Annotated in this window: 21 protein-coding genes, 1 tRNA gene and 2 pseudogenes; 17 read left to right on the forward strand and 7 right to left on the reverse strand. The window is 73.1% G+C overall.

The window, feature by feature from the left end:
• Positions 1-48 precede the first annotated feature (48 nt).
• Positions 49-878 (forward strand): IS5 family transposase gene (locus ACZ5FU_RS21430; RefSeq protein ID WP_469046501.1). Its coding sequence is split into 2 segments (ribosomal slippage): positions 49-370 and positions 370-878, totalling 831 coding nucleotides; the frame shifts between segments, so codons are not numbered across the junction.
• A 14-nt stretch (positions 879-892) separates the two neighbouring features.
• On the opposite strand, the gene ACZ5FU_RS21435 is transcribed toward ACZ5FU_RS21430, so the two are convergent.
• The 3 genes from ACZ5FU_RS21435 to ACZ5FU_RS21445 form a co-directional block, all read right to left on the reverse strand.
• Positions 893-1,450: a hypothetical protein gene (locus ACZ5FU_RS21435; RefSeq protein WP_451529330.1), complete on the reverse strand. Its 558-nt coding sequence runs from the start codon at positions 1,448-1,450 to the stop codon at positions 893-895.
• Between the two features lie 92 nt (positions 1,451-1,542).
• On the reverse strand, positions 1,543-2,316 hold the full coding sequence (cobF, locus tag ACZ5FU_RS21440; protein WP_451529331.1) for a precorrin-6A synthase (deacetylating): 774 nt from the start codon (positions 2,314-2,316) through the stop codon (positions 1,543-1,545).
• A 45-nt stretch (positions 2,317-2,361) separates the two neighbouring features.
• Positions 2,362-2,886, reverse strand: coding sequence for a DUF309 domain-containing protein (locus ACZ5FU_RS21445; protein ID WP_451529332.1), 525 nt, complete (start codon positions 2,884-2,886; stop codon positions 2,362-2,364).
• 98 nt (positions 2,887-2,984) lie between these two features.
• Between ACZ5FU_RS21445 and ACZ5FU_RS21450 the strand changes: the two genes are divergently transcribed.
• The 8 genes from ACZ5FU_RS21450 to ACZ5FU_RS21485 all read left to right on the forward strand — a co-directional run bounded on the left by ACZ5FU_RS21450 (position 2,985) and on the right by ACZ5FU_RS21485 (position 10,187).
• Positions 2,985-3,061 (forward strand) — tRNA-Pro (locus tag ACZ5FU_RS21450).
• A gap of 148 nt (positions 3,062-3,209) precedes the next feature.
• Complete coding sequence (locus tag ACZ5FU_RS21455) at positions 3,210-3,782, forward strand: TetR/AcrR family transcriptional regulator (RefSeq protein ID WP_451529333.1); 573 nt, start codon at positions 3,210-3,212, stop codon at positions 3,780-3,782.
• Between the two features lie 208 nt (positions 3,783-3,990).
• Complete coding sequence (locus ACZ5FU_RS21460) at positions 3,991-5,169, forward strand: acyl-CoA dehydrogenase family protein (protein ID WP_451529334.1); 1,179 nt, start codon at positions 3,991-3,993, stop codon at positions 5,167-5,169.
• A 2-nt stretch (positions 5,170-5,171) separates the two neighbouring features.
• Positions 5,172-5,930 (forward strand): SDR family NAD(P)-dependent oxidoreductase, encoded by a 759-nt coding sequence (locus ACZ5FU_RS21465; protein ID WP_468837054.1) that lies wholly within the window; start codon positions 5,172-5,174, stop codon positions 5,928-5,930.
• Positions 5,931-6,547: 617 nt separating this feature from the next.
• A complete protein-coding gene (locus ACZ5FU_RS21470) occupies positions 6,548-7,567 on the forward strand; it encodes a substrate-binding domain-containing protein (protein WP_469046227.1) in 1,020 nt (339 codons plus the stop codon).
• On the forward strand, positions 7,567-8,643 hold the full coding sequence (locus tag ACZ5FU_RS21475; protein ID WP_469046228.1) for an ABC transporter permease: 1,077 nt from the start codon (positions 7,567-7,569) through the stop codon (positions 8,641-8,643). Before ACZ5FU_RS21470 ends, ACZ5FU_RS21475 begins: the two co-directional genes overlap by 1 nt.
• Before the next feature lie 4 nt (positions 8,644-8,647).
• The gene (locus ACZ5FU_RS21480) at positions 8,648-9,562 is read left to right on the forward strand and encodes an ATP-binding cassette domain-containing protein (RefSeq protein WP_469046230.1); all 915 of its coding nucleotides are present in this window, start codon (positions 8,648-8,650) and stop codon (positions 9,560-9,562) included.
• 25 nt (positions 9,563-9,587) lie between these two features.
• Positions 9,588-10,187 carry a GNAT family N-acetyltransferase gene (locus tag ACZ5FU_RS21485; protein WP_469046231.1) on the forward strand — a complete coding sequence of 200 codons (600 nt, stop codon included), beginning with the start codon at positions 9,588-9,590 and terminating at the stop codon, positions 10,185-10,187.
• Positions 10,188-10,536: 349 nt separating this feature from the next.
• On the opposite strand, the gene ACZ5FU_RS21490 is transcribed toward ACZ5FU_RS21485, so the two are convergent.
• The 3 genes and pseudogenes from ACZ5FU_RS21490 to ACZ5FU_RS21500 all read right to left on the reverse strand — a co-directional run.
• Positions 10,537-11,541, reverse strand: a complete 1,005-nt coding sequence (locus ACZ5FU_RS21490; protein ID WP_469046233.1) for a Gfo/Idh/MocA family protein — start codon at positions 11,539-11,541, stop codon at positions 10,537-10,539.
• Between the two features lie 92 nt (positions 11,542-11,633).
• Positions 11,634-11,972, reverse strand: a pseudogene (locus ACZ5FU_RS21495) (SDR family oxidoreductase); the annotation flags it as partial.
• A gap of 5 nt (positions 11,973-11,977) precedes the next feature.
• Positions 11,978-12,382 (reverse strand): annotated as a pseudogene (locus ACZ5FU_RS21500) (phytanoyl-CoA dioxygenase family protein); the annotation flags it as partial.
• A gap of 190 nt (positions 12,383-12,572) precedes the next feature.
• Between ACZ5FU_RS21500 and ACZ5FU_RS21505 the strand changes: the two are divergent.
• Positions 12,573-13,604, forward strand: coding sequence for a LacI family DNA-binding transcriptional regulator (locus ACZ5FU_RS21505; protein WP_451529340.1), 1,032 nt, complete (start codon positions 12,573-12,575; stop codon positions 13,602-13,604).
• Positions 13,605-13,693: 89 nt separating this feature from the next.
• Here ACZ5FU_RS21505 and ACZ5FU_RS21510 read toward each other — a convergent pair whose 3' ends face one another.
• Entirely contained in the window at positions 13,694-14,854 is a 1,161-nt protein-coding gene (locus ACZ5FU_RS21510; RefSeq protein ID WP_469046235.1) for a Gfo/Idh/MocA family protein, read from the reverse strand.
• Between the two features lie 272 nt (positions 14,855-15,126).
• Here ACZ5FU_RS21510 and ACZ5FU_RS21515 point away from each other — a divergent pair, with 272 nt between their 5' ends.
• The 7 genes from ACZ5FU_RS21515 (at position 15,127) to lhgO (ending at position 22,787) form a co-directional block, all read left to right on the forward strand.
• A complete protein-coding gene (locus ACZ5FU_RS21515; protein WP_451529342.1) occupies positions 15,127-15,777 on the forward strand; it encodes a GntR family transcriptional regulator in 651 nt (216 codons plus the stop codon).
• Positions 15,778-15,955: 178 nt separating this feature from the next.
• The gene (locus ACZ5FU_RS21520) at positions 15,956-16,708 is read left to right on the forward strand and encodes a PIG-L deacetylase family protein (protein WP_451529343.1); all 753 of its coding nucleotides are present in this window, start codon (positions 15,956-15,958) and stop codon (positions 16,706-16,708) included.
• The gene (locus ACZ5FU_RS21525; protein ID WP_468646520.1) at positions 16,705-17,418 is read left to right on the forward strand and encodes a 4-carboxy-4-hydroxy-2-oxoadipate aldolase/oxaloacetate decarboxylase; all 714 of its coding nucleotides are present in this window, start codon (positions 16,705-16,707) and stop codon (positions 17,416-17,418) included. The genes ACZ5FU_RS21520 and ACZ5FU_RS21525 overlap by 4 nt, the downstream gene beginning before the upstream one ends.
• On the forward strand, positions 17,415-18,527 hold the full coding sequence (locus ACZ5FU_RS21530; protein ID WP_469046237.1) for a 4-oxalomesaconate tautomerase: 1,113 nt from the start codon (positions 17,415-17,417) through the stop codon (positions 18,525-18,527). The genes ACZ5FU_RS21525 and ACZ5FU_RS21530 overlap by 4 nt, the downstream gene beginning before the upstream one ends.
• The gene (locus tag ACZ5FU_RS21535) at positions 18,524-19,474 is read left to right on the forward strand and encodes a catechol 2,3-dioxygenase (protein ID WP_451781193.1); all 951 of its coding nucleotides are present in this window, start codon (positions 18,524-18,526) and stop codon (positions 19,472-19,474) included. Before ACZ5FU_RS21530 ends, ACZ5FU_RS21535 begins: the two co-directional genes overlap by 4 nt.
• Positions 19,475-19,685: 211 nt before the next feature.
• Entirely contained in the window at positions 19,686-21,011 is a 1,326-nt protein-coding gene (locus tag ACZ5FU_RS21540) for an MFS transporter (protein WP_469046239.1), read from the forward strand.
• A gap of 567 nt (positions 21,012-21,578) precedes the next feature.
• On the forward strand, positions 21,579-22,787 hold the full coding sequence (lhgO, locus tag ACZ5FU_RS21545) for an L-2-hydroxyglutarate oxidase (RefSeq protein WP_451529348.1): 1,209 nt from the start codon (positions 21,579-21,581) through the stop codon (positions 22,785-22,787).
• Positions 22,788-22,809 lie beyond the last annotated feature (22 nt).

A 22,809-nucleotide genomic window follows, 5' to 3' on the forward strand; every position in this document is an offset into this window, starting at 1 on the left:
TTCGTCGATTGATCGGATGTGTCTGTCCGGTGGGTGATCACTGATGCGATGTGGGACCGGATGGAGCCGTTGATGCCGGCCGATCCGGTCCGTGGTCGGCGATGGGCCGACCATCGTCGAACCCTGGAGGCCATCGCGTGGAAGTACCGGACCGGCTCGCCCTGGCGGGACCTACCGGACGAGCTCGGCTCATTCCAGACCGCTCACAAACGGCTGATCAGGTGGGCCGTGGACGGCACCTGGGGACGCATCCTCGCCGCGCTCCTGGCAGCGGCCGACGGCGCTGACGACATCGGCTGGACCGTGTCGGTGGACTCCACCGTCTGCCGGGCCCACCAGCACGCAGCCGGAGCCAGGAAAAGGGGGCTCCGGACCAGGCTGAGCCCGAAGACCACGCGCTCGGACGTTCCCGCGGCGGCCTGAGCACGAAGGTCCATCTCGCCAGCGACAGCCACGCACGACCCTTGGCCCTCCGCGTCACTGCAGGCCAAGCGGGCGACGCCCCGGCCTTCGAGACCGTCATGGCCGGCATCCGTGTTCCGCGAAGCGGACCCGGAAGGCCAAGGACCCGCCCGGACGTCGTTCTGGCGGACCGCGCGTATTCATCCCGCGCGATCCGTGAGCATCTCCGGCAGCGAGGTATCCGTGCCGTGATCCCGCAGCCCGCCGACCAGGCCGGACACCGACTGCGGCGAGGTCGCGCCGGTGGTCGCCCGCCCGGCTTCGACGCTGAGGCATACAAGCAGCGCAACGCCGTCGAACGATGCATCAACCGCCTCAAGCAGTGGCGTGGTCTGGCCATGCGAACAGACAAGCTCGCCCTCGCCTACCAGGCCGCACTGCACCTCGCTGCGATTTTCATGTGGACACGGCCCTGACTGAGGGCCAGAGTCTAGGACAGCGGCCGACCTCCGAGGCCAGCCCGGCTGACGCCGCGAGGTGAGAACGTCATCGGTCCTATCCATCCCTGGCGAACCAGGGCGATCTGAGAGGGCAACGGTGACACCGGATCGAGTGCCCTCCCGCGCGCCCAGTTCTCGATAAGCCCCTCGGTCGTCTCAACGGCGGACACCACCATGGTCACCTTCAGGTCCCCGTCGCCCCAGGTGTTCCACAGGGCCCAGCCCTCCGGCCTGGGATCAACGCCGATCCGTGCACATACCTCCTCGTACGCCTCCTTCACCCCGACCGGCATGGCCCCGGGCTTCAGTACCGAGGCTCCAACAAGGCGGACCAGAGGCCGGTCCTCCTCCAAGCAGCCATCGCCCTCGAAGTGGTAATGGCGCAAAGCACGAGCAAGCACGTTAACGCTGCGCTGCAGCGGTGTCGCCTCATCCGGGTCTGCCTGGAACGAGAGCCATCCTTCGTTGGACGCCTCCACACTGACGCGGTTGGCGAGGCGCTCGATCTCCCGGAGATAGTCCAGGTTACTGAGCTCGGGTGAGGTCATGGCCCGAAGTTTCGCACCATGCCGTCGACGCCGGCACAGGTTATCGGTCCAGCACGCACCACCCTGCGGACCGCACTTCCAAGAGACAGGCTCTAGTCGTCCCGGGGGTTGCGGCGCAGGAGGTAGGTGTCCATGATCCAGCCCTTGCGTTCGCGTGCCTCGGCGCGCAGACGCTCGATGCGGGGGCCGGCCTCGGCGAGCGGGCCGGAGACCAGGATCTCGTCCGGGGTGCCGATGTAGGCGCCCCAGTAGATGTCGACGTCCTGGTCGGCGTACCGGCGGAAGGCCTGGTGGGCGTCGAGCATCACCACCACGTCGTCCACCCCCTCCGGGAACCCCTCGGCGAGCCGCCGCCCGGTGGTGATCTGCACCGGCCCGGCCACCCGGTTCAGGCCCGTGCGGTGGCGGGCGACGAGCGCCGAGACGCTGCTGACGCCGGGCACCACGTCGTACGCGAAGGTCACCGCGCCCCGCGCCAGCACCTCCTCCAGGATGCCGAGCGTGCTGTCGTACAGCGCGGGGTCGCCCCACACCAGGAACGCGCCGCTCTCGTCCTCACCGAGCTCCTCGGCGATCAGCCGCTCGTAGATCCCGGCACGGGCGCTGCGCCAGTCGCCGACGGCGGGGGAGTAGGCGGCGCCACCCGCGCGGCGGTCCCGCTCCGGGTCGCGGGCCTCCACGACCCGGTAGCCGCCCTCCGGCAGATGCGTCTCCAGCATGTCCCGGCGCAGCCGCGTCAGGTCGCTCTTCACCTCGCCCTTGTCGAGGACGAAGAACACGTCCGTGCCGCGCAGCGCCCGGACCGCCTGGAGGGTCAGCTGATCGGGGTCGCCCGCGCCGATGCCGATGACATGAACCGTTCGCACGGCCACGAGTCTGCCGTACGCCACCGGCGGTGACGGTGGCGGGTGTCAGCGCAGCCGCGGTGCCGCGGCCCGCGCGTCCACCGCCGTCCCCGACCGCTCCACCTCCTCCGCCAGCCGCCGCGCCCAGCCGGCCAGCCCGGCGAGGTCCATCCCGTACGGATCCCACCGCCCGGAGCCGCCGGCCCACTCCTCCACGGACGCCGCCCCGCGCCGCAGCAGCCGCGGCCCGCCCGTGAGGTTGCCGCGGGCGGCGTGGGTGAGGCCGACCGCGAGCTGGGCCAGCCCCCGCCACAGCGTGCGCTCCGCCTCCGGGCCCGACTTCCAGGCGTCCTCGAACACCTCGTGGGCGTGGAACGGCTTCCCGGCGTCCAGCAGTGCCTGCGCCTCGGCGACGCTCTCTCGCGGGCGGCGTACGACGCCCTCGGGCTGGCGCTCCACCCCGGCGGCCCCGTACGGCAGCGGCCGCCCCAGCCCGTCCCGGGGGCGCGCGCTGCGCGCCCGCCCCTCCTCGTCCCGGTCCCGCACGTCTCCCGCGTCCCCCGCGTCCCTGTCGTGCCTCGTGCTGCCCATGGAGCGATTGTCCCGCGCCCACGCCCCTTTCGGCGCAGTGCCCCGGGTGGGGTAAAGTGCTGTTCGCGCGATCACGCGGGAATCCGCGGACGGCGCACCGGGACGTGGCGCAGCTTGGTAGCGCACTTGACTGGGGGTCAAGGGGTCGCAGGTTCAAATCCTGTCGTCCCGACCAGCGACATCGCAGGTCGGAAGCCGCTTTCTCACTCATGAGGAGGCGGCTTCGGTGCGTTCGGGGTTCTCGCCGGCGCGGCGGAGGCGGTGGGACCGCGTGCGCCGAGGTCCCCCGTTCCGGGGCGCGGCGGCGCGGATATTCTGGGATCATGCCGTCCTCCCGCCGCACCGCCCGACAGGCCGACCTGCTGGAACGACTCGTCGCGCTGCTGACGGCGGAGGGGTTCTCCGACCTCACCCTGGACGATCTCGCCGAGCGGCTGCGCTGCTCCAAGACGACCCTGTACCAGCTGGCCCGCAGCAAGCAGGGGCTGGTCGTGGAGGCGGTCAAGCACTACTTCCGGGGCGCGACCGAGGCCGTGGAGAAGCGGGTGGCGCAGACCGGCGATCCCTCCGACCGCGTCCGCGCCTACCTGACGGCCGTCGCCGAGCAGTTGCGCCCGCTGTCCCGCCGTTTCCTCGACGACGTGGCCGAGTTCCCGCCCGCGCGCGAGGTGTACGAGGCCAACACGCGCATGGCGGCGGAGCGGGTGCGCCGGCTGATCGCGGAGGGCGTCTCCGACGGGGCCTTCCGCGAGGTGCACGCGGCCTTCGTCGGCGAGGTCGCCGCCGCCACCATGCGCCAGATCCAGCAGGGCGAACTGAAGGCGCGCACCGGGCTGACCGACGCGGAGGCGTACGAGCAGCTCGCCTCGCTCATCGTGCACGCCGTCTCCTCCTGAGAGCCGCGGCTCCGGCCCCCACCGCTCCGGCCCCCACCGCTCCGGCCCCGACCGCTCCGATTCCGGCCACTTCGGTCCCGTCCGCCCGGATTCCGTCCGCTCCGTTCCCCTCGTTTCCGTCCCGTCCGCGGATGCCTCGGCACGCCGGTGTGCAGTACTGTGAATGATACTTTCGTACTCCTTCCAGTATCACTTCGTGGAGGTCGACATGCCTGCCACTCGCGCCCTGCCCACCGAGGAGGCCGTCGACCTCGTCGAGCTGACGCGCACCCTCGCGGCCAGGGAACTCGCGCCCAGGGTCGCCGACGCGGAGGCGGACGGGGCGTTCCCGCGGGACGTCTTCCGCACCCTCGGGCGCAGCGGCCTGCTCGGGCTGCCCTTCGCCGAGGAGGACGGCGGCGCGGACCAGCCGTACGAGGTGTACCTCCAGGTCCTGGAGGAGGTCGCGGCGGTCTGGTCCAGTGTGGCCGTGGGCATCTCGGTGCACGCGCTGTCCTGTTTCCCGCTGGCCCGCTTCGGCACCGAGGCGCAGCGGCGCGAGTGGCTGCCCGAGATGCTGGGCGGAGAACGGCTCGGCGCGTACTGCCTCTCCGAACCGCACGCCGGCTCGGACCCGGCGGCGATGCTCACGCGCGCCGTCCGCGACGGCGACGAGTACGTCCTCAACGGCGCCAAGGCGTGGACCACGCACGGCGGGTACGCCGACTTCTACACGGTCATGGCCCGCACCTCCGACGACCGCGCCCACGGCATCTCCTGCTTCCTCGTCCCGGCGGACACCCCCGGGCTCAGCGCCGATCCGCCGGAGCGGAAGATGGGCCTGACCGGGTCGGCGACGGCGACCATGCGCTTCGACGACGTGCGGGTGCCCGTCGAACGGCGGATCGGGGAGGAGGGGCAGGGCTTGAAGATCGCGCTCGCCTCCCTGGACTGCGGCCGGCTCGGCATCGCCGCCGTCGCCACCGGCCTCGCCCAGGGCGCCCTGGACCACGCGGTGCGCTACGCCCGCGAGCGCGAGACCTTCGGCAAGCCGATCATCGAGCACCAGGGTCTGGCCTTCGTCCTCGCCGACATGGGCGCGGCGACCGAGTCGGCGCGCGCCACGGCGCTCACCGCCGCCCGGCTCAAGGACGCCGGCCTGCCGTTCACCCGGGAGGCGTCGGTGGCCAAACTCGTGGCCACCGACAACGCCATGAAGGTGACCACGGACGCGGTGCAGGTCCTCGGCGGGTACGGATACACCCGCGACTTCCCCGTCGAGCGCTACATGCGCGAGGCGAAGGTCATGCAGATCTTCGAAGGAACCAATCAGATCCAGCGCATGATCATCTCGCGTGCGCTGGACCGGAACGAGGGCGGTGCGCTCACCGTCCTCGGCAAGGAGTGATGATGCAGCTCGAGAACACCGCCGCCCTCGTCACCGGCGGTGCGTCCGGCCTCGGCGCGGCCACCGCGAAGGCGCTCGCCGAGGGCGGCGCGCGGGTCTTCGCCCTCGACCTCGAGGACGGTATCGACAAGGCGCCCGAGGTGCCCGGCGTGAGCTACGTGCCCGCCGACGTCACCGACCCCGAGCAGGTGCGGGACGCCGTCGCCACCGCGGCCGGCTCGGGCGTGCCGTTGCGCACCGTCGTCAACTGCGCCGGCATCGGCCCGTCGATGCGGATCCTCGGCAAGAAGGGCGTCCACGACCTCGCCCTGTACGCGAAGGTGATCCAGATCAACCTGGTCGGCACCTTCAACGTCCTCGCGCTCGCCTCGGAGGCCATCGCCGAGACCGAGGCCGACGACGCCGGCCAGCGGGGCGTGATCGTCAACACCGCCTCCATCGCCGCCTACGACGGTCAGGTCGGCCAGGCCGCCTACTCCTCCTCCAAGGGCGGCGTGGTCGGGCTGACCCTGCCCGCCGCCCGCGATCTCGCCCAGTACGGCATCCGGGTGTGCACCATCGCCCCGGGCATCGTCGAGACCCCCATGCTGGCCACCGTCTCGGAGGAGTTCCGCGCCTCGCTCGCCGCCGGAGTGCCCTTCCCGCGCCGGCTCGCCCGGCCAGAGGAGTACGCCGGGCTCGTCCTGGCCGTCGTCGACCACGACTACCTCAACGGCGAGACCATCCGTATGGACGGCGCACTGCGGATGGCGCCGCGGTGACCCTCACGCTCTGACCGGTAGCCGGTAGCCGGTAGCCGGTAGCCGGTAGCCGGCGGCCGATGGCCGATGGCAGGAAGTCGGCAGTCGACAACCGGCAGTCGACAACCGGAAGTCGACAACCGGAAGTCGGCGGTCGGAAGGCGGCGGCGAAACGAAACGGGACGGGACGCACGGTGGACGTGCGGACCGTCCCGTTCCGTCTTCCGGCGTATGCCCGTACGCCGCCCGCGTGCCCACTCCGCGGCGGCGCCCGGGCGGGCCCCCGCGGACCGCCGGCCGCGGCCGGCCTGACGGACGGTCTGCCGGCCTGGCGGGCCACGGTCACCGGCTCCCGTCGTCGGGCACCTTCCCGCACGGCGGATGACGTTCCCCCGCACGGGGTAGAGATCGCCCCCTCAGGTCCGGGAGCCGCCCGCCCTCCCTGTCCTTGGTTTGTTCTTACATTCGCACCTGCTGGTGAAATGATGTCTGGACAAAGCATGGACAGGGGAAACGCCAGGGGATTGGATCCCGTCCCAGCAGCGCCGCAGTTCCCGGCCTCCGGGTCCGGGCCCGGATCCTCGTGATCGCCTCTCCTTTCCCGTCGTTCCCCTGTCGCACAGTGAGGTGCAGGAAAGATGGACAGATCTTCCCCCTCCCGTTCCCGCAGAATCGCCCCGGTCGTGGCCGTGGCCGCGGCGGCCGCGCTGACCCTCGCGGGCTGCTCCAGCGGTTCCGGCGGCAAGAAGGCCGAGGACGAAGGGGGCGAGGCCGCCGCCGGCAAGGCCACGACACCCCGCATGACCGTCGCGCTGGTGACCCACCAGTCTCCCGGGGACACCTTCTGGGACATCGTCCGCAAGGGCGCCGAGGCCGCCGCCGCCAAGGACAACGTCAAGCTGGTCTACTCCGCCGACCCCAACGCCGGCAACCAGGCCGGCCTGGTGCAGAACGCGATCGACCAGAAGGTCGACGGCATCGCCGTCACCCTCGCCAAACCCGACGCCCTCAAGGACGTCGTGGCCAGGGCGAAGGCCGCGAACATACCCGTCGTCGGCCTCAACTCCGGTGTCAGCGAGTGGAAGAGCCTCGGGCTGACGGAGTTCTTCGGCCAGGACGAGACCGTGGCCGGCGAGGCGCTCGGCACCAGGCTGAACTCCGAGGGCGCCAAGAAGGTCGCCTGCGTCATCCAGGAACAGGGCAACATCGGCCTCACCCAGCGCTGCGACGGGGTGAAGAAGACCTTCTCCGGCAGCACGGAGACCGTGTACGTCAACGGCACCGACATGCCCTCGGTGAAGTCGACGATCACCGCCAAGCTCAAGCAGGACGGCGCCGTCGACTACGTGGTGACCCTGGGCGCCCCGTTCGCGCTGACCGCCGTCCAGTCGGTCTCGGAGGCGGGCAGCAAGGCGAAGATCGCCACCTTCGACCTGAACAAGAACCTCACGAGCGCCATCGACCAGGGCACCGTCCAGTTCGCCGTCGACCAGCAGCCCTACCTCCAGGGCTACCTGGCCGTCGACTCGCTGTGGCTCCACGAGAACAACGGCAACTACCTGGGCGGCGGTCAGCAGCCGGTGCTGACCGGACCGGCCTTCGTCGACAAGTCCAACGTCGACGCGGTCGCCGCGTACGCCGCGAAGGGCACCCGGTGATGAGCACGACCCGGCACGCCGGGCCGGCGGTGACCCCGCCGCCGGCCCCCGGCCCGAAGGAGACCGACGGCCGGACCTCCCGACGCCCGCCGGCCCTGCGGCTGCTGGCCAGACCCGAGGTGGGCGTCCTCCTCGGCGCCGCCGCGGTGTACGTCTTCTTCCTGGCCGCGGCCGCGCCGGTGCGCGACGGCGGCTCGATGGCGAACGTCCTGTACCAGTCCTCCACCATCGGGATCATGGCCCTGCCGGTGGCGCTGCTGATGATCGGCGGCGAGTTCGACCTGTCGGCCGGCGTCGCCGTCGTCACCTCGGCGCTCACGGCGAGCATGCTCGGCTACCAGCTCACGATGAACGTCTGGGTCGGTGTGGTCGTCGCGCTGGCCGTGTCCCTCGGGATCGGCGCGTTCAACGGCTGGATGCTCGTCAGGACCGGCCTGCCCAGCTTCCTGGTCACCCTCGGCACCTTCCTGATCCTGCAGGGCGTCAACCTCGCGGTGACCAAGCTGGTCACCGGGAACGTCGCCACCGACGACATCAGCGACATGGACGGCTTCGGCCAGGCCAGGAAGGTCTTCGCCTCGTCGTTCGGCGTCGGCGGCGTCCAGGTGAAGATCACGGTGGTGTGGTGGCTGGTCTTCGCGGCCCTCGCCACCTGGGTTCTGCTGCGCACCAGGTACGGCAACTGGGTCTTCGCCGTCGGCGGCGACAAGGAGTCCGCCCGGGCCGTGGGCGTCCCGGTGACGTTCACGAAGATCTCCCTGTTCATGCTGGTCGGTCTCGGCGCCTGGTTCGTCGGCATGCACCAGCTGTTCACCTTCAACACGGTGCAGTCCGGCGAGGGGGTCGGCCAGGAGCTGATCTACATCGCCGCGGCCGTCATCGGCGGCTGCCTCCTCACCGGCGGCCACGGCTCGGCGATCGGTCCGGTCTTCGGCGCCTTCATGTTCGGCATGGTCCAGCAGGGCATCGTCTACGCCGGCTGGAACCCCGACTGGTTCAAGGCCTTCCTCGGCGTCATGCTCCTGGGCGCCGTCCTGATCAATCTGTGGGTCCAGCGCACGGCCACCCGGAGGTGACCCCATGACGAACGACAAGACCGCCGCCCTCGCGGCCGCCCCCTCGGCCGACGCCGGCCGCCCCCTGGTCGAACTCCGCGGCGCGGGCAAGTCGTACGGCAACGTCCGTGCCCTGCACGGCGTGGACCTGACCGTCCGTCCCGGCAGGGTCACCTGCGTGCTGGGCGACAACGGCGCCGGCAAGTCGACCCTCATCAAGATCGTCTCGGGACTGCACCGGCACACCGAGGGCGAGCTCCTCGTCGACGGCGAGCCGGTGCGCTTCACCACCCCGCGCGAAGCCCTCGACCGGGGCATCGCCACCGTCTACCAGGACCTCGCCACCGTCCCCCTGATGCCGGTGTGGCGCAATTTCTTCCTCGGCTCCGAGATCACCAAGGGCCCCTGGCCCGTGCGGCGCCTCGACATCGGGACGATGAAGCGGACCGCCGACGACGAACTGCGCCGCATGGGCATCGTCCTCGACGACCTCGAACAGCCCATCGGGACCCTCTCCGGCGGTCAGCGCCAGTGCGTGGCCATCGCCCGCGCCGTCCACTTCGGCGCCCGCGTCCTCATCCTCGACGAGCCCACCGCCGCCCTCGGCGTCAAGCAGTCCGGCGTCGTCCTGAAGTACATCGCCGCCGCCCGCGACCGCGGCCTCGGCGTCATCCTCATCACCCACAACCCGCACCACGCCCACCTGGTCGGCGACCACTTCACCGTCCTGCGCCTGGGCACGGTGGAACTCTCCGCCGACCGCAGCCGGGTCGGCCTGGAGGAACTCACCCACCACATGGCGGGCGGCACCGAACTCGCCGCCCTCAGGCACGAACTGGCACAGGTGCGCGGCGTCGACGTCGACAGGCTCCCCGAGGGACCCCCCGGGGAGCGGGGCATCGCCCCGCCCGCGGCGCGGGACGGCGAGGAGAAGGCCTGAGGGGGCGTCACCTAGGCTGCCGGACATGGACGCCCCGCACGACACCCCGCACGACACCGGCCTGCGAGCCGTACGACTGGAGGCCGGCGCCACCGGGTCGGCGCCCGCGCTCCTGCTGCGCCCGTGGCGCGCCGAGGACGCCGCCGGTGTGGCCGAGGCGTACCGGGACCCGGTGCTGCGCCGCTGGGCGGCCGTGACCGTGCGGGACGAGAGGGAGGCGCTGGACTGGCTGCGGGCGCAGCACGACGGCTGGGAGACCGGGACGCGCCTCGCCTTCGCCGTCCTGGAGACCCGGCCCGACGGCGGCGAGGGGCGGCTGGCGGGACACGTCGTCCTCAAGGCGCCCCACGGCCCCGAGCCGGAGGTCGGCTACTGGACCGCCGCCCCCGCACGCGGCCGGGGCGTGGCCCCGCGCGCCCTGGGCGCCCTCACGCGGTGGGCCTTCACCGCCTTCCCCGAGGCGACCCGCCTGCGGCTGCTGCACACCGCCGCCAACACCGCATCCTGCCGGGTCGCGGAGAAGGCCGGCTACGGCTTCGACGCCGAACTGCCCCCCGCACCACCGGAGTTCCCGTTCGACGGCCACCTCCACGTACGGACCGCCACCGGGCACGGTCCCGGGTGAGCACCACCCGTGGCCGGCCGGAGCCGCCGCTCCTCGCCCCGCCCGGACCGCCGACGGGCGCCGGCGACGGCCCGCTCCTGCTCCCGTGCCGGTACTGAGGGAGTCCGCGCCGCCCACGCCCCCGTGCGGCCGGGCCCCGCGGGGAAGTCTCCCGGCGGGAGCGGGCCCCGACACGCCCGCCGGTCCGTGCGCCAGGAGGAACCGTGGCCGCCACCGCGCCGTCGGCTCCGGGACTGCCGTCGTCGGACACTCTCCCCGGTTCCGAGGTTCCGGGACGAGGCGGCCGTCCGGCGGTGAGGTGACGGGAGGGGGGCGGCACCCGGCGGCGGGCCCGGTGCCCGCCGGCCGGTCAGGCGGCGCGCACCTCCGCGATGGTCACCGGCCGGTGCTCGCGCAGCGACAGCGTGCACGCCTCCGCGATCCAGCCGGCCTCCAGGGCGTCCTCGACCGTGCACGGCGAGGGCCGGGTGCCGGCCACCACCTCGGTGAACGCGGTGAGTTCGGCCCGGTAGGCGGCGGTGAAGCGGTCCATGAAGAAGTCGTGCGGGGTGCCGGCGGGGAAGGTCGCGCCCGGCTCCACCGAGCGCAGCGGCAACTTGTCCTCCAGACCCACCGCGATGGAGTCCAGGAAACCGTGGATCTCCATGCGGACGTCGTAACCACGCGTGTTGTGGCGGGAGTTGGAGACCGCGGCGATCGTGCCGTCGTCCAGGGTGAGGAGCGCGCCCGTGGTGTCGGCGTCGCCCGCCTCCCGGATGAAGTCCGCGCCCCGGTTCCCGCCGGTCGCGTACACCTCGCGCACCTCGCGGCCGGTGACCCAGCGGATGATGTCGAAGTCGTGCACCGAGCAGTCCCGGAAGATGCCGCCCGACGCGGCGACGTACGCGGCCGGCGGCGGCGCCGGGTCCAGCGTGGTCGACCGCACGGTGTGCAGGGCGCCCAGCTCGCCGGAGCGCACGGCGGCGCGCGCGGCGGCGAACCCGGCGTCGAAGCGGCGGTTGTAGCCGATCTGGATCGGCACGTCCTCGTCCCGCACGGCCCGGAGCACCTCGACGCCCTCCCGCATGGTCCGCGCGACCGGCTTCTCGCAGAAGACGGGCACGCCCGCCTCGACGGCGGCCAGGATCAGCGCCGGGTGGGCGTCGGTGGCGGCGGCCACGACGACGCCGTCCACCCCGGCCGCCAGCACGGCCTCCGGGGAGTCCGCGACCTCGGCACCGAACCGGTCGGCGGCGGCCTTGGCGGCCTCGGTGAAGGGGTCGGCGACGACGAGCGACTCGACGGCGTCGAGTCCGGACAGGGTCTCGGCGTGGAAGGCGCCGATGCGGCCGAGGCCGAGAATGCCGATACGCATGGGGGTGCAGCTCCTTGGAGGTCGTACGGAGGGGGAAGCCGTACGGGCGGAGGTCGTACGGGGAGGGCAGTCGCCGGTGGGAGGGGGAGTCGGTCGAGGCCGCCGAGCACGTTCTGGTCCCAGTCGATCACCGAACCGGTGACCACGCCGGACCGCTCGGACGGCAGGAACACCACGAAGTCGGCGATCTCGTCCGGTCGGCCGAGCCCGCCCATCGGCAGCCGGGCGGCCGCCCGCTCGCGCCAGTCGTCCCCGGCGCCGTGGAAGGCCCGCTGCGTCGCGTCCTCGCCCTCGGTCGCCGTCCAGCCGGTGTTCGGTCCGTCGACGCGGACCCGGTCGAAGCGGTGGGCGTGCGCCGCGTTGCGCGTCAGACCCGCCAGGCCCGCCCTGGCGGCGACGTACGGGGCGAGGAACGGCTGCCCGCCGTGCGCCGGCAGTGGTCGGCGAACGCCTCCGGGTCGTACCGGGCCGCCTTCTCCAGCGCGTTCCCCACGCGGTCGTCGGCGCCGGGCTTCGCGAAGTGGTCGCCGGCGGCCCCGCCGGACGCCCGCTGCCCGGCGATCAGGGCGTCGAACACCGCCGTCAGCCGGTCCACGACCGCCGTCTCGGGAAAGGCGCCCCGGACGACCACGACGCCGGGCCCGTCGGTGAGGGCCCGGACCGACTCGGCCCCGACGTCCCGGGCGTCGCCGTCGCGCAGCCGGTCGCCGTCGTACCCGAGGACGCCGTGCTCCACGCGGGAGGCGTGCGGGTGGTCGGCCGCGTCGGTGCCGCGTTCGACCAGCGCGCGGAAGGCGTCGAGGTCGCAGTCCCGCGCGGACAGCCAGGGGGTGAAGGACATCGTCGTCCTCTCGGTGACGAGGGCGGTTCGGTGACAGGGGCGTTCGGTGACGGGGGCGTTCGGTGACGGGGGTGTCCGGGCGGCAGGGACGTTCGGTGACAGGAACGGTCCGGTGCTGTCATTCTTGTCAGCACAAACCCCTCGAACAACCAGCAGGAAGCCATCAAAAACCCCTCAAGGAGCCGACGGCGTGGGCCACCCCTTCCCGATCCGCGAGATCGCCCGCCAGGCGGGCCTCAGCGAGGCGACCGTGGACCGGGTCCTCAACGGCAGGGGAGGGGTGCGCGAGAGCACCGCGCGGGAGGTCCGCCGGGCGATCGCCGACCTCGACCGGCAGCGCACCCAGGTCAGGCTGGTCGGCCGCACCTTCATGATCGACATCGTGATGCAGGCGCCGGAACGGTTCTCCACCGCCGTGCGGGCCGCCCTGGAGGCCGAACTGCCGTCGCTGCGCCCGGCGGTCGTCCGCTCCCGCTTCCACTTCCGGGAGACCGGGCCCGTCGCCGGACTGGTCGCCACCCTGGACCGGATCGCCCGGCGCGGCTCGCAGGGCGTGGTCCTCAAGGCCCCGGACGTCCCCGAGGTCACCGCCGCCGTCGGCCGGCTCACCGAGGCCGGCGTCCCGGTGGTGACGTTCGTGACCGACCTGCCCGCCTCCGCCCGCCTCGCCTACGTCGGCATCGACAACCGGGCCGCCGGCGCCACCGCCGCCTACCTCATGGACCAGTGGCTGGGCGAACGGCCGGGCAATGTGCTCACCAGCCTCAGCAGCGGCTTCTTCCGCAACGAGGAGGAGCGCGAGATGGGCTTCCGCGGCGCCGTGCGCGCCCGCCACCCGCACCGCGCGCTCGTCGAGATCACCGAGGGCCAGGGCCTCGACGCCACCCAGTACGACCTGGTGCGCGCCGCCCTCGAACGCGACCCGGAGATCCGCGCCGTCTACTCCATCGGCGGCGGCAACATCGCCACCCTGCGTGCCTTCGCCGACCTCGGCCGCGCGTGCGCCGTGTTCGTCGCCCACGACCTCGACCACGACAACACCCGCCTGCTGCGCGAGCACCGGCTGTCCGCCGTGCTCCACCACGACCTGCGCCAGGACCTGCGGGAGGCCTGCCACGTCGTGATGCGCGCCCACGGCGCGCTGCCGCCGGCCGGACCCGTGCTGCCGTCGCCGATCCAGGTCGTGACGCCGTACAACCTGCCGGCGGCCGCCGTCGGGTGACCGTGTGCGGCGTGCCGCCGGCCGCCTGCCGCCGACGGGTGGCGGTGTGCGACCGCCGTGGGCCGGCGCACGGGCGCGGCACCGGTCCGCTACGCCGCGGGGACGTCCACCCAGGTCCCGCTCGCGGCCGAGCGGATCATCGCGTCCAGTACGGCCGCACCGCGCACGGCGTCCGCGAGGGTCGCCCCGTACGGGGTGCCCTCGGCGACGGAGCGCAGGAAGCGGTACGCCTCGATCACCTTCAGGTCGTCGTAGCCCATGGCGTTCGCCGCGCCCGGCTGGAAGGCGCCGAACTCACCGGCGCCGGGGCCGACGTACACCGTGCTGACCGGCTGGTCCTGGTAGGCGGTGCCGCGGCCGACCGCCAGCTCGTTCATCCGGCGGAAGTCCCAGGACACCGCGCCGCGCGTGCCGTGCACCTCGAAGCCGTAGGCGTTCTGCTCGCCGACCGAGACCCGGCAGGCCTCCAGGACGCCGCGGGCGCCGGAGGCGAACCGCAGCAGGCAGTTGACGTAGTCCTCGTTCTCGACCGGGCCGCGTACGCCGCCGGTGGCGAGGGTGTGGCCGGCGGTGGCGCCGGTGGGGCGGGCCCGCTCGGGGACGAAGACGGCCGTGTCGGCGGTCAGCGAGGTGATCTCGCCGAGCAGGAAGCGGGCCAGGTCGGCGCCGTGCGAGGCCAGGTCGCCCAGGACCCCGCTGCCGCCGCGCTCCCGCTCGTAGCGCCAGGTCAGGGCGGAGTCGGGGTGGGCGGCGTAGTCGCTGAAGAGGCGGATGCGGACATGCGTGACCGCGCCGATGTCGCCGGCGGCGATCAGCTCGCGGGCCGCCTCGACGGCGGGCGCGTTGCGGTAGTTGAAGCCGACCGTGCTCTGGACGCCGGCCTTCGCCACCGCGTCCGCGACCGCGCGGGCGTCGTCGGCGCCGAGGCCCACCGGCTTCTCGATCCACAGGTGCTTGCCGGCCTCCGCCATCGCCACACCGATCTCGCGGTGCAGGAAGTTCGGCGCGGTGACGCTGACCGCCGCCACCCGCGGGTCGGCGGCGACCTCCCGCCAGTCGCGCACCGCCGAGGCGAACCCGTACTGCCCGGCGGCCTCCTCGGCCCGGCCCGGCACCTCCTCGGCGACCGCGACCAGCTCGGGCCGCAGGGCGAGCCCCGGGAAGTGGTGCGGCACGCGCGCGTACGCCCGTGTGTGCACACGGCCCATCCAGCCGAACCCGACGACGGCGACACCCAGCGGATCACTCACGGCAACAGCCCCTTGTGGACCGGTCCACACCTTGTCCGGACCACCCTGATCTTCCGTTTTCCGGGGTGTCAAGAGTGCCGCGACCACCGGCCGGCCCGCGACCACCGGCCGGCCCGCGAAGGGGCCCCCGGGCCGCCCCTCGCGGGGACGGCGCCGTCACGGACCGATCGCGCCGGCCCGTCGACTGCGGCCGCAATGTGGCGAACAAAATTGTTGACAATGTTGTCTGGCTAGATTTAGTTTCGACAGGCACTCACTCAGGGAGGGCAACGATGCCGAAAGAAGCCCGTCCGAGCACCGGGGAGCAGGCCAAGCAGCATGCGCTCGCGCAGCTGCGGCAGGCGATCCTGCACGGCGAGATGGCACCGGCACAGCGGCTGGTGGAGAACGAGCTCGCCGAGCAGTTCGGTGTGACGCGGGCCAGCATCCGCGCCGCGCTCATCGATCTGGAGTCCCAGGGACTCGTCGAACGGATCCGCAACCGCGGCTCGCGGGTGCGGGTGGTGAGCGTGGACGAGGCGGTCGCCATCACCGAGTGCCGGATGGTCCTCGAAGGGCTGTGCGCGGCGAAGGCCGCCGTCGCGGCCAGCGACGAGCAGCTGGACCGGCTGACCGACCTCGGCACCGCGATGAGCAAGGCCGTGGCCGCCGGCGAACCGGTGACCTACTCCGAGCTGAACCACGAACTGCACGTCCGCATAAGGGAGTTCTCCGACCAGCGGACCGCGCAGGAACTGCTGGAGCGGCTCAACGCCCAACTGGTCCGGCACCGCTTCCAGCTGGCGCTGAGGCCGGGGCGTCCGCAGCAATCCCTGAACGAGCACCTGACCATGATCGAAGCGATCAGGGCCAGGGACCCGCAGGCGGCCGAGACGGCCGTCCGCGCCCACCTCACCAGCGTGATCGAGGCACTGCGCGACTGATCACGGCTGTGCGGGGCGGGCGCCCACCTGTCACCACGGCGACCGAGCCGAAGGGGCGCGCCGGTGTCCGGAGCGCGAGCGTGCGTGCGGCCCGCGGGGCCGGCCGCGCGGTCGCGGTCCGCGCGGACACCGGCGGGAGCGCCCCGGAGGCGAGTCGCCCCACAAGGGAGATTGCAGCATGACCCAGGCCACAGCGCCCGCCGGCCCACCCCGATCGACCCTCGTCGTCACCGCGCACGCCGGTGACTTCGTGTGGCGCGCGGGCGGTGCCGTCGCCCTGGCCGCCTCGCGCGGGGAGAAGGTCACCATCGCGTGCCTGACCTTCGGCGAGCGCGGCGAGTCCGCCAAGGCATGGCGCGAGGGCAAGCGGCTGGACGAGATCAAGGCGATGCGCCGCGACGAGGCCGAACGCGCCGCCGCCACCCTCGGTGCCGAGGTGCGTTTCTTCGACGCGGGCGACTACCCGCTGGTCGCGACCGCGGAACTGACCGACAAGCTGGTCGAGGTCTACCGTGAGACCCAGCCGGACGTCGTCCTCACCCACCCCGTGGAGGACCCGTACAACGGCGACCACCCGGCCGCCAACCGGATGGCCCTGGAGGCCCGGGTCCTGGCCCAGGCCATCGGCTATCCGGGCCCCGGCGAGATCATCGGCGCCCCGCCCGTCTTCTACTTCGAGCCGCACCAGCCCGAGATGAGCGGCTTCCGGCCCGAGGTCCTCCTCGACATCACCGAGGTGTGGGAGACCAAGCGCAAGGCCATGGAGTGCCTCGGCGCCCAGCAGCACCTGTGGGACTACTACACCGACCTCGCCGTCCGCCGCGGCGTCCAGCTCAAGCGCAACGCCGGCCCCAACCTGGGCCTCGCGCACCGGACGATGGCCGAGGCGTACATGCGCCCCTACCCGCAGATCGCGAAGGAGCTGGCATGAGCGGCGTGATCGTCACCGGCCCCCCGAAGGCGGACGCGAAGGACGTCGAGGCGCTCGCCGCCTTCGGAGTGGCCACCGTGAGCGAGGCGATGGGGCGGACGGGCCTGCTGGGCCCGGAGATCCGGCCCGTCCAGCAGGGCGTGCGGATCGCGGGCACCGCCGTCACGGTGCTCAGCTGGCCCGGCGACAACCTGATGATCCACGCGGCCGTCGAGCAGTGCGGCGAGGGCGACGTCCTCGTCGTCACCACCACCTCGCCGTCCACCGACGGCATGTTCGGCGAACTGTTCGCCACCGCGCTCCAACGGCGCGGCGTGCGCGGCCTGGTCGTCAACGCCGGCGTCCGCGACACGCAGGAACTGCGCGAGATGGACTTCCCGGCCTGGTCGCGGGCGGTCTCCGCGCAGGGCACCGTCAAGGCCACCGGCGGCTCGGTGAACGTGCCGGTCGCCGTCGACGGCCAGGTGATCCGCCCCGGTGACGTGATCCTCGCCGACGACGACGGTGTCGTGGTCGTCCCGCGCGAACGCGCCCGCGCCGTCGCCGCGGCGTCCGAGGCCCGCGAGGTGAAGGAGGCGGCGTCCCGCGCCGCCTTCCTCGACGGCGAACTCGGACTGGACCGTTACGGGTTGAGGGACACACTGAAGCGGCTCGGCGTCGAGTACCGGACGTACGAGGAGTACGCCTCGGGCGCGGGGGAGTCCTCGTGAACGGTGTGCCCGAGGAGGTGCCGTGCCTGCTGATGCGGGGCGGCACCTCCAAGGGCGCCTACTTCCTCGCCGCCGATCTGCCCGCCGAACCCGCCCTGCGGGACGACCTGTTGCTGCGGATCATGGGCAGTCCCGACGAGCGCCAGATCGACGGCGTGGGCGGCGCGCACCCGCTCACCAGCAAGGTGGCCGTGGTCTCGCCCTCCGCCGACCCGGACGCCGACGTCGACTACCTGTTCCTGCAAGTGGCTGTGGAACGGGCCGAAGTGAGTGACCGTCAGAACTGCGGGAACATCCTCGCCGGCGTCGGCCCGTTCGCCGTCGAGCGCGGGCTGGTCCCGGCGGGCCCGGAGGAGACCTCGGTCCGCGTCCGCATGGTCAACAGCGGCGACCGGGCCACGGCGACCTTCCCCACGCCCGGCGGCCGGGTGGACTACACCGGCGAGGCGGAGATCTCCGGCGTGCCGGGCACCGCGGCACCCGTGCTGATCGAGTTCCCGCCGGGCCCGAGACCGCTCCTGCCCACCGGCAGCGCCCGCGAGGAGATCGACGGCGTCCAGGTCACCTGCGTGGACAACGGCATGCCGACGGTCCTGATCGCCGCGGCCTCGCTGGAGGTCACCGGCCACGAGCCGCCCGCCGAGCTGGAGGCCGACCGGGACCTGGCCGGCCGGCTCCACCGGATCCGGCTGGAGGCGGGCCGCCGGATGGGGCTCGGGGACGTGACCGACACCACCGTGCCCAAGCTCACGCTGCTGGCCCCGCCCCGCGCCGGCGGCGCCGTCACCACCCGCACCTTCATCCCGGTGCGCTGCCACCCCTCCATCGGCGTGCTCGGCGCGGCGGGTGTCGCCGCGGGCCTGCGCGTCGAAGGAGGCGTCGGCGCCGGCCTGGCGCGCGTCGCATCCGGAAGCGACCGGATCCGCATAGAACATCCCACCGGGTTCCTGGACGTCGACAGCAGCCTCGGCACCACCCCCGAGGGCCTGCCCCGCGCCCGCCGCACGGCCGTGGTCCGCACGGCCCGCAAGCTCTTCGACGGCACCGTGTTCCCGCGGTCCGCCGGGACGGCACCGATCCACCCGCACCCCCTTGGAGGTCAACGATGACTCCGCCGCTCGGCGACATCGCGCACATCGGCCACGCCCAGCTGTTCACCCCGGACCTGGACGCCAGCGTCGGCTTCTTCACCGACTACCTGGGCCTCACCGTCAACGGCCGGGACGGCGACACGGTCTACCTGCGCACCTTCGACGACTACGAGCACCACAGCCTCGTCCTCACCGCCCGCGACACCCCCGGCCTGGGCCGGCTCGCCCTGCGCACCTCCAGCGAGGAGGCGCTCCGGCGCCGGGTGGCGGCGGTCGAGGCGGCGGGCGGCACCGGCCACTGGACCGAGGACGAACCCGGCCTCGGCAGGCTGTACGTCACCACCGACCCCGACGGCCACGAGCACGCCCTGTACTGGGAGAGCGAGCACTACCGGGCCCCCGGCGAACTGCGGCCGGCGCTGAAGAACCAGCCGCAGGCCAAGCCCAACCGCGGCGTGGGCGTGCGACGGCTGGACCACGTCAACTTCCTCGCCGCCGACGTCCTCGCCAACGCCGGGTTCCAGCAGGACGTCCTCGGCGCCCGCCCCACCGAGCAGATCCGGCTCGACACCGGGAGGATCGCGGCACGCTGGCTGACGTACACGAACAAGTCGTACGACGTCGTCTACACCTCGGACTGGACCGGCAGCAGCGGTCGGCTGCACCACGTCGCCTTCGCCACCGACACCCGCGAGGACATCCTGCGCGCCGCCGATCTCGCCGTCGACAGCGGTGTGTTCATCGAGACGGGGCCGCACAAGCACGCCATCCAGCAGACGTTCTTCCTGTACGTCTACGAGCCCGGCGGCAACCGGATCGAACTGTGCAACCCGCTGACCCGCCTGGTGCTCGCGCCCGACTGGCCGCTGATCACCTGGACCGAGGAGGAGCGCGGGAAGGGCCAGGCCTGGGGCCTGAAAACCATCGAGTCCTTCCACACCCACGGCACCCCGCCGGTCGCGTGACCCCCCTCCCGGCCCCCTGGCCGCCCACCGGTCGCGTGACGCCCCTCCCGGGCGCCCCGGAAGGCCCCTGACGGCCTTCCGGCAGCTCCTGCCGGGCCTCGCCGCCCCGACGCGGAACCGATCGTCGATGAGATTGTTGACAAAAGTGTTGACGAAAATCGCCGCAGGTCTCTAGCGTCGGGGCACCCCGCCCGTACGAGAGGAAACAACGATGTCCTCCTCCCCCTCCCCCCTGTCCGCCCGCGGCAGCGGACTGGCCCTCCTGGCCGTCGGTCTGTGCTGGCTGGCCGTCCTCTTCGACGGCCTGGACATGTTCATCTACGGCTCCGTCCTCCCGCACCTGCTGGAGACCAGGACCTTCGGCCTCACCCCGGACCAGGCCGGCGACCTCGGCAGCTACGCCACCTTCGGCATGCTGATCGGCGCGCTCGCCGCGGGCACGGTCGCCGACCGGATCGGCCGCAAGAAGCTGATGGTCGCCTGCGTGACCCTCTTCTCGCTGGCCTCGGGCCTGTGCGCCCTCGCCGACGGCGTCGCCGTCTTCGGCCTCGGCCGGACCCTCGCCGGCATCGGCCTCGGCGGACTGCTGCCGACCGCGATCAGCATGGTCTCCGACTACGCCCCGCGCGGCCGCGGCGCCCTCGTCATCGGCCTGCTGATGACCGCCCACCACGCCGGCGGCATCCTCTCCGCCTACGTCGCCAAGTGGCTCATCGACCCCGTCGGCTGGCGCGCCGCGTTCTGGGTGTGCGTGCTGCCGCTGCTGTTCGTCCCCGTCCTCGCCCGGTTCCTGCCCGAGTCGCTGAGCTTCCTCGTCGCCAAGGGCCGCACCGCGGAGGCCCGCGAACTGGCCGCCCGCCACAACGTCGAACTGCCCGCCGCCGAGCCCGCCGGCGCCGGCGACCGCTGGACCAACCTGGCCGGCCTCTTCCGCGGCGGCGAGTGGTCCCGGACCCTGCTGTACTGGGCGGCCTCCTTCGGCGGTCTGCTCCTCGTCTACGGCGTCGCCACCTGGCTGCCCACCCTGATGCGTGCCGAGGGCTACGAACTGGGCTCCGCGCTGTCCTTCGTGGTCGTCTTCAACCTCGGCGGCATCGTGGGCATGCTGGTCGCCGGCCGGGCCGCCGACCGCTTCGGCGCCCCGCGCATCTCGGCGATCTGGTTCGCGCTGACCGCCGCCGGCGTCTACCTGCTCAGCGTCCACATGCCGATGACGGTCACGATGATCGTCGTCTTCCTCACCGGCGTCTTCCTCAACAGCGCCCAGACGATGATCTACGCGACGGTCTCCATCCGCTCCGCCCCGGACCACCGCGCCACCGCGGTCGGCTGGACCTCGGGCATGGGCCGCTTCGGCGCCGTCTTCGGCCCGTGGCTCGGCGGCCGGCTCCTCGCCGCGGACCAGGGCGAGTGGGGGTTCACGGCCTTCGCGCTCGCCGGCGTGTCCTCCATGGTCCTCATCGGGATCGCGGCCCTGCGCGCCCCGCGGACGGCCGCCCAGGACAGCCCGCGCGAGCAGCCGCTGGCCGCGCACTGACCGTCCCGGTCCGGGCGGCCGGCCGGGGGCTGCCCGGACGCCGGGCCGCTCCGGCGGACCGCCCGGGCGGTTCCGGCGGGCTCCCGGGTCGTTCCGGCAGGGTCCCGGGCCCTCGCCACGAGGGGGTCCTCGGGATCAGGGCCTCCGTGACGAGCGTGACGAGGTCCCCGGATTCCGGCCCGGCGACGGGAGCGCGACGCGTCGCACGGGTCCCGCGGGCACGCACGGACGCCGGCCACCGCACCGCGCAGGTGCCGGGGGCCGGCGTCCTGCGCACCACCGCTTCCCGACCGGTCATCCCGCCGTCCCTCCTCCCGCCGTCCCCTGCCTCCGTTCCCCCTCACGCCGCCCCCCTGCCCCCGTTCCCCCTCCCGCCGTCCCCTGCCTCCGTCCTGCACCCTTCGACCCGCGTCCGTCGTTCGGCCGGTTCCGCCGTCCGGCACCGCGTACAAAGAGCAGGGTGAGGGATTCCCGCGGTTCTCCCCGCGGGTCGAGACGGTCGCCGTCCACCTCGGTGGCCGGCGGGACGAGCGGAGGCTGAGCACATGAGCACACGGGAGCGCGCCGATGGCTGACGAGACGATCGGGATCGTCGGCGCCGGCATCGTCGGACTGGCCACGGCCCGCGAGATCGCCCTGCGCCGGCCCGGCACCCGGGTCGTGGTGTTCGAGAAGGAGCGGGAGGTCTCGCTCCACCAGACCGGCCACAACTCGGGCGTGGTCCACGCCGGCATCTACTACACCCCCGGCAGCCTCAAGGCCGGCCTGACGGTCCGGGGCGTGGCCCTGCTGCGCGAGTACTGCCAGGACCGCGGGCTGCCGTACCGGGAGATCGGCAAACTGGTGGTCGCCGTCCGCGCGGACGAGGTCGGCCGGATGGACGCCCTCTACGAGCGGGCCAGCCGCAACCACGTGCCCGACCTGCGGCGGATCCCCCGCGAGGAGATCCGGGAGATCGAACCGCACGCCGGCGGGGTCGCCGCCCTGCACTCCCCGCGCACCGCGATCACCGACTACCCGGCGATCGCCCGCGCCTTCGCCGAGGACGTCGTCGCCTCCGGCGGCGAGGTCCGGCCCGGGTTCCCCGTCACGGGCGTCGAGGAGGTGCCGGGCGGCATCGAGGTGGCCTCGGGGCGGGAAACGGTCCGCGTGGACCGGCTGATCCTGTGCGCGGGCCTGCAGTCCGACGCCGTGGCGCAGCTGGCGCGGGACACGCGGGAGCCGCGGATCGTCCCGTTCCGGGGCGAGTACATGCTGCTCAGACCGGAGCGGACGGACCTTGTCCGCGGCCTGATCTACCCCGTGCCCGACCCGCGCTACCCCTTCCTCGGCGTGCACTTCACCCCCCGCGTCGACGGCTCGGTGGAGGTGGGGCCCAACGCCGTCCTGGCCCTGGCCAGGGAGGGCTACACCCGCACCCGCATCTCCCCGCGGGACCTCCTCGGCCTCGCCGCCTACCCCGGCACCTGGCGGATGGCGGCGAGGCACTGGCGCACCGGCCTGCGGGAGTACCGCGGCTCCTTCTCCGCGGCGGCCTTCATGAAGGACGCCCGGCTGTACGTCCCCGGCGTGGGCGTCCGCGACGTGGTGCGCGGCGGGGCGGGGGTGCGCGCCCAGGCCCTGGACCGCGACGGCACCCTCGTGGACGACTTCCGCGTCCACCGGCTGGGCCGCGTCACCGCCGTGCGCAACGCCCCCTCGCCGGCCGCCACGGCCTCCATGGCGATCGCCGAGCACATCGCCGCCGCCGTCTTCGGAACCGGCCGCACCACCTGAGAGGGCCCCGCTGCGACAGGGC

Source organism: Streptomyces sp. NPDC031554, assembly GCF_055580685.1.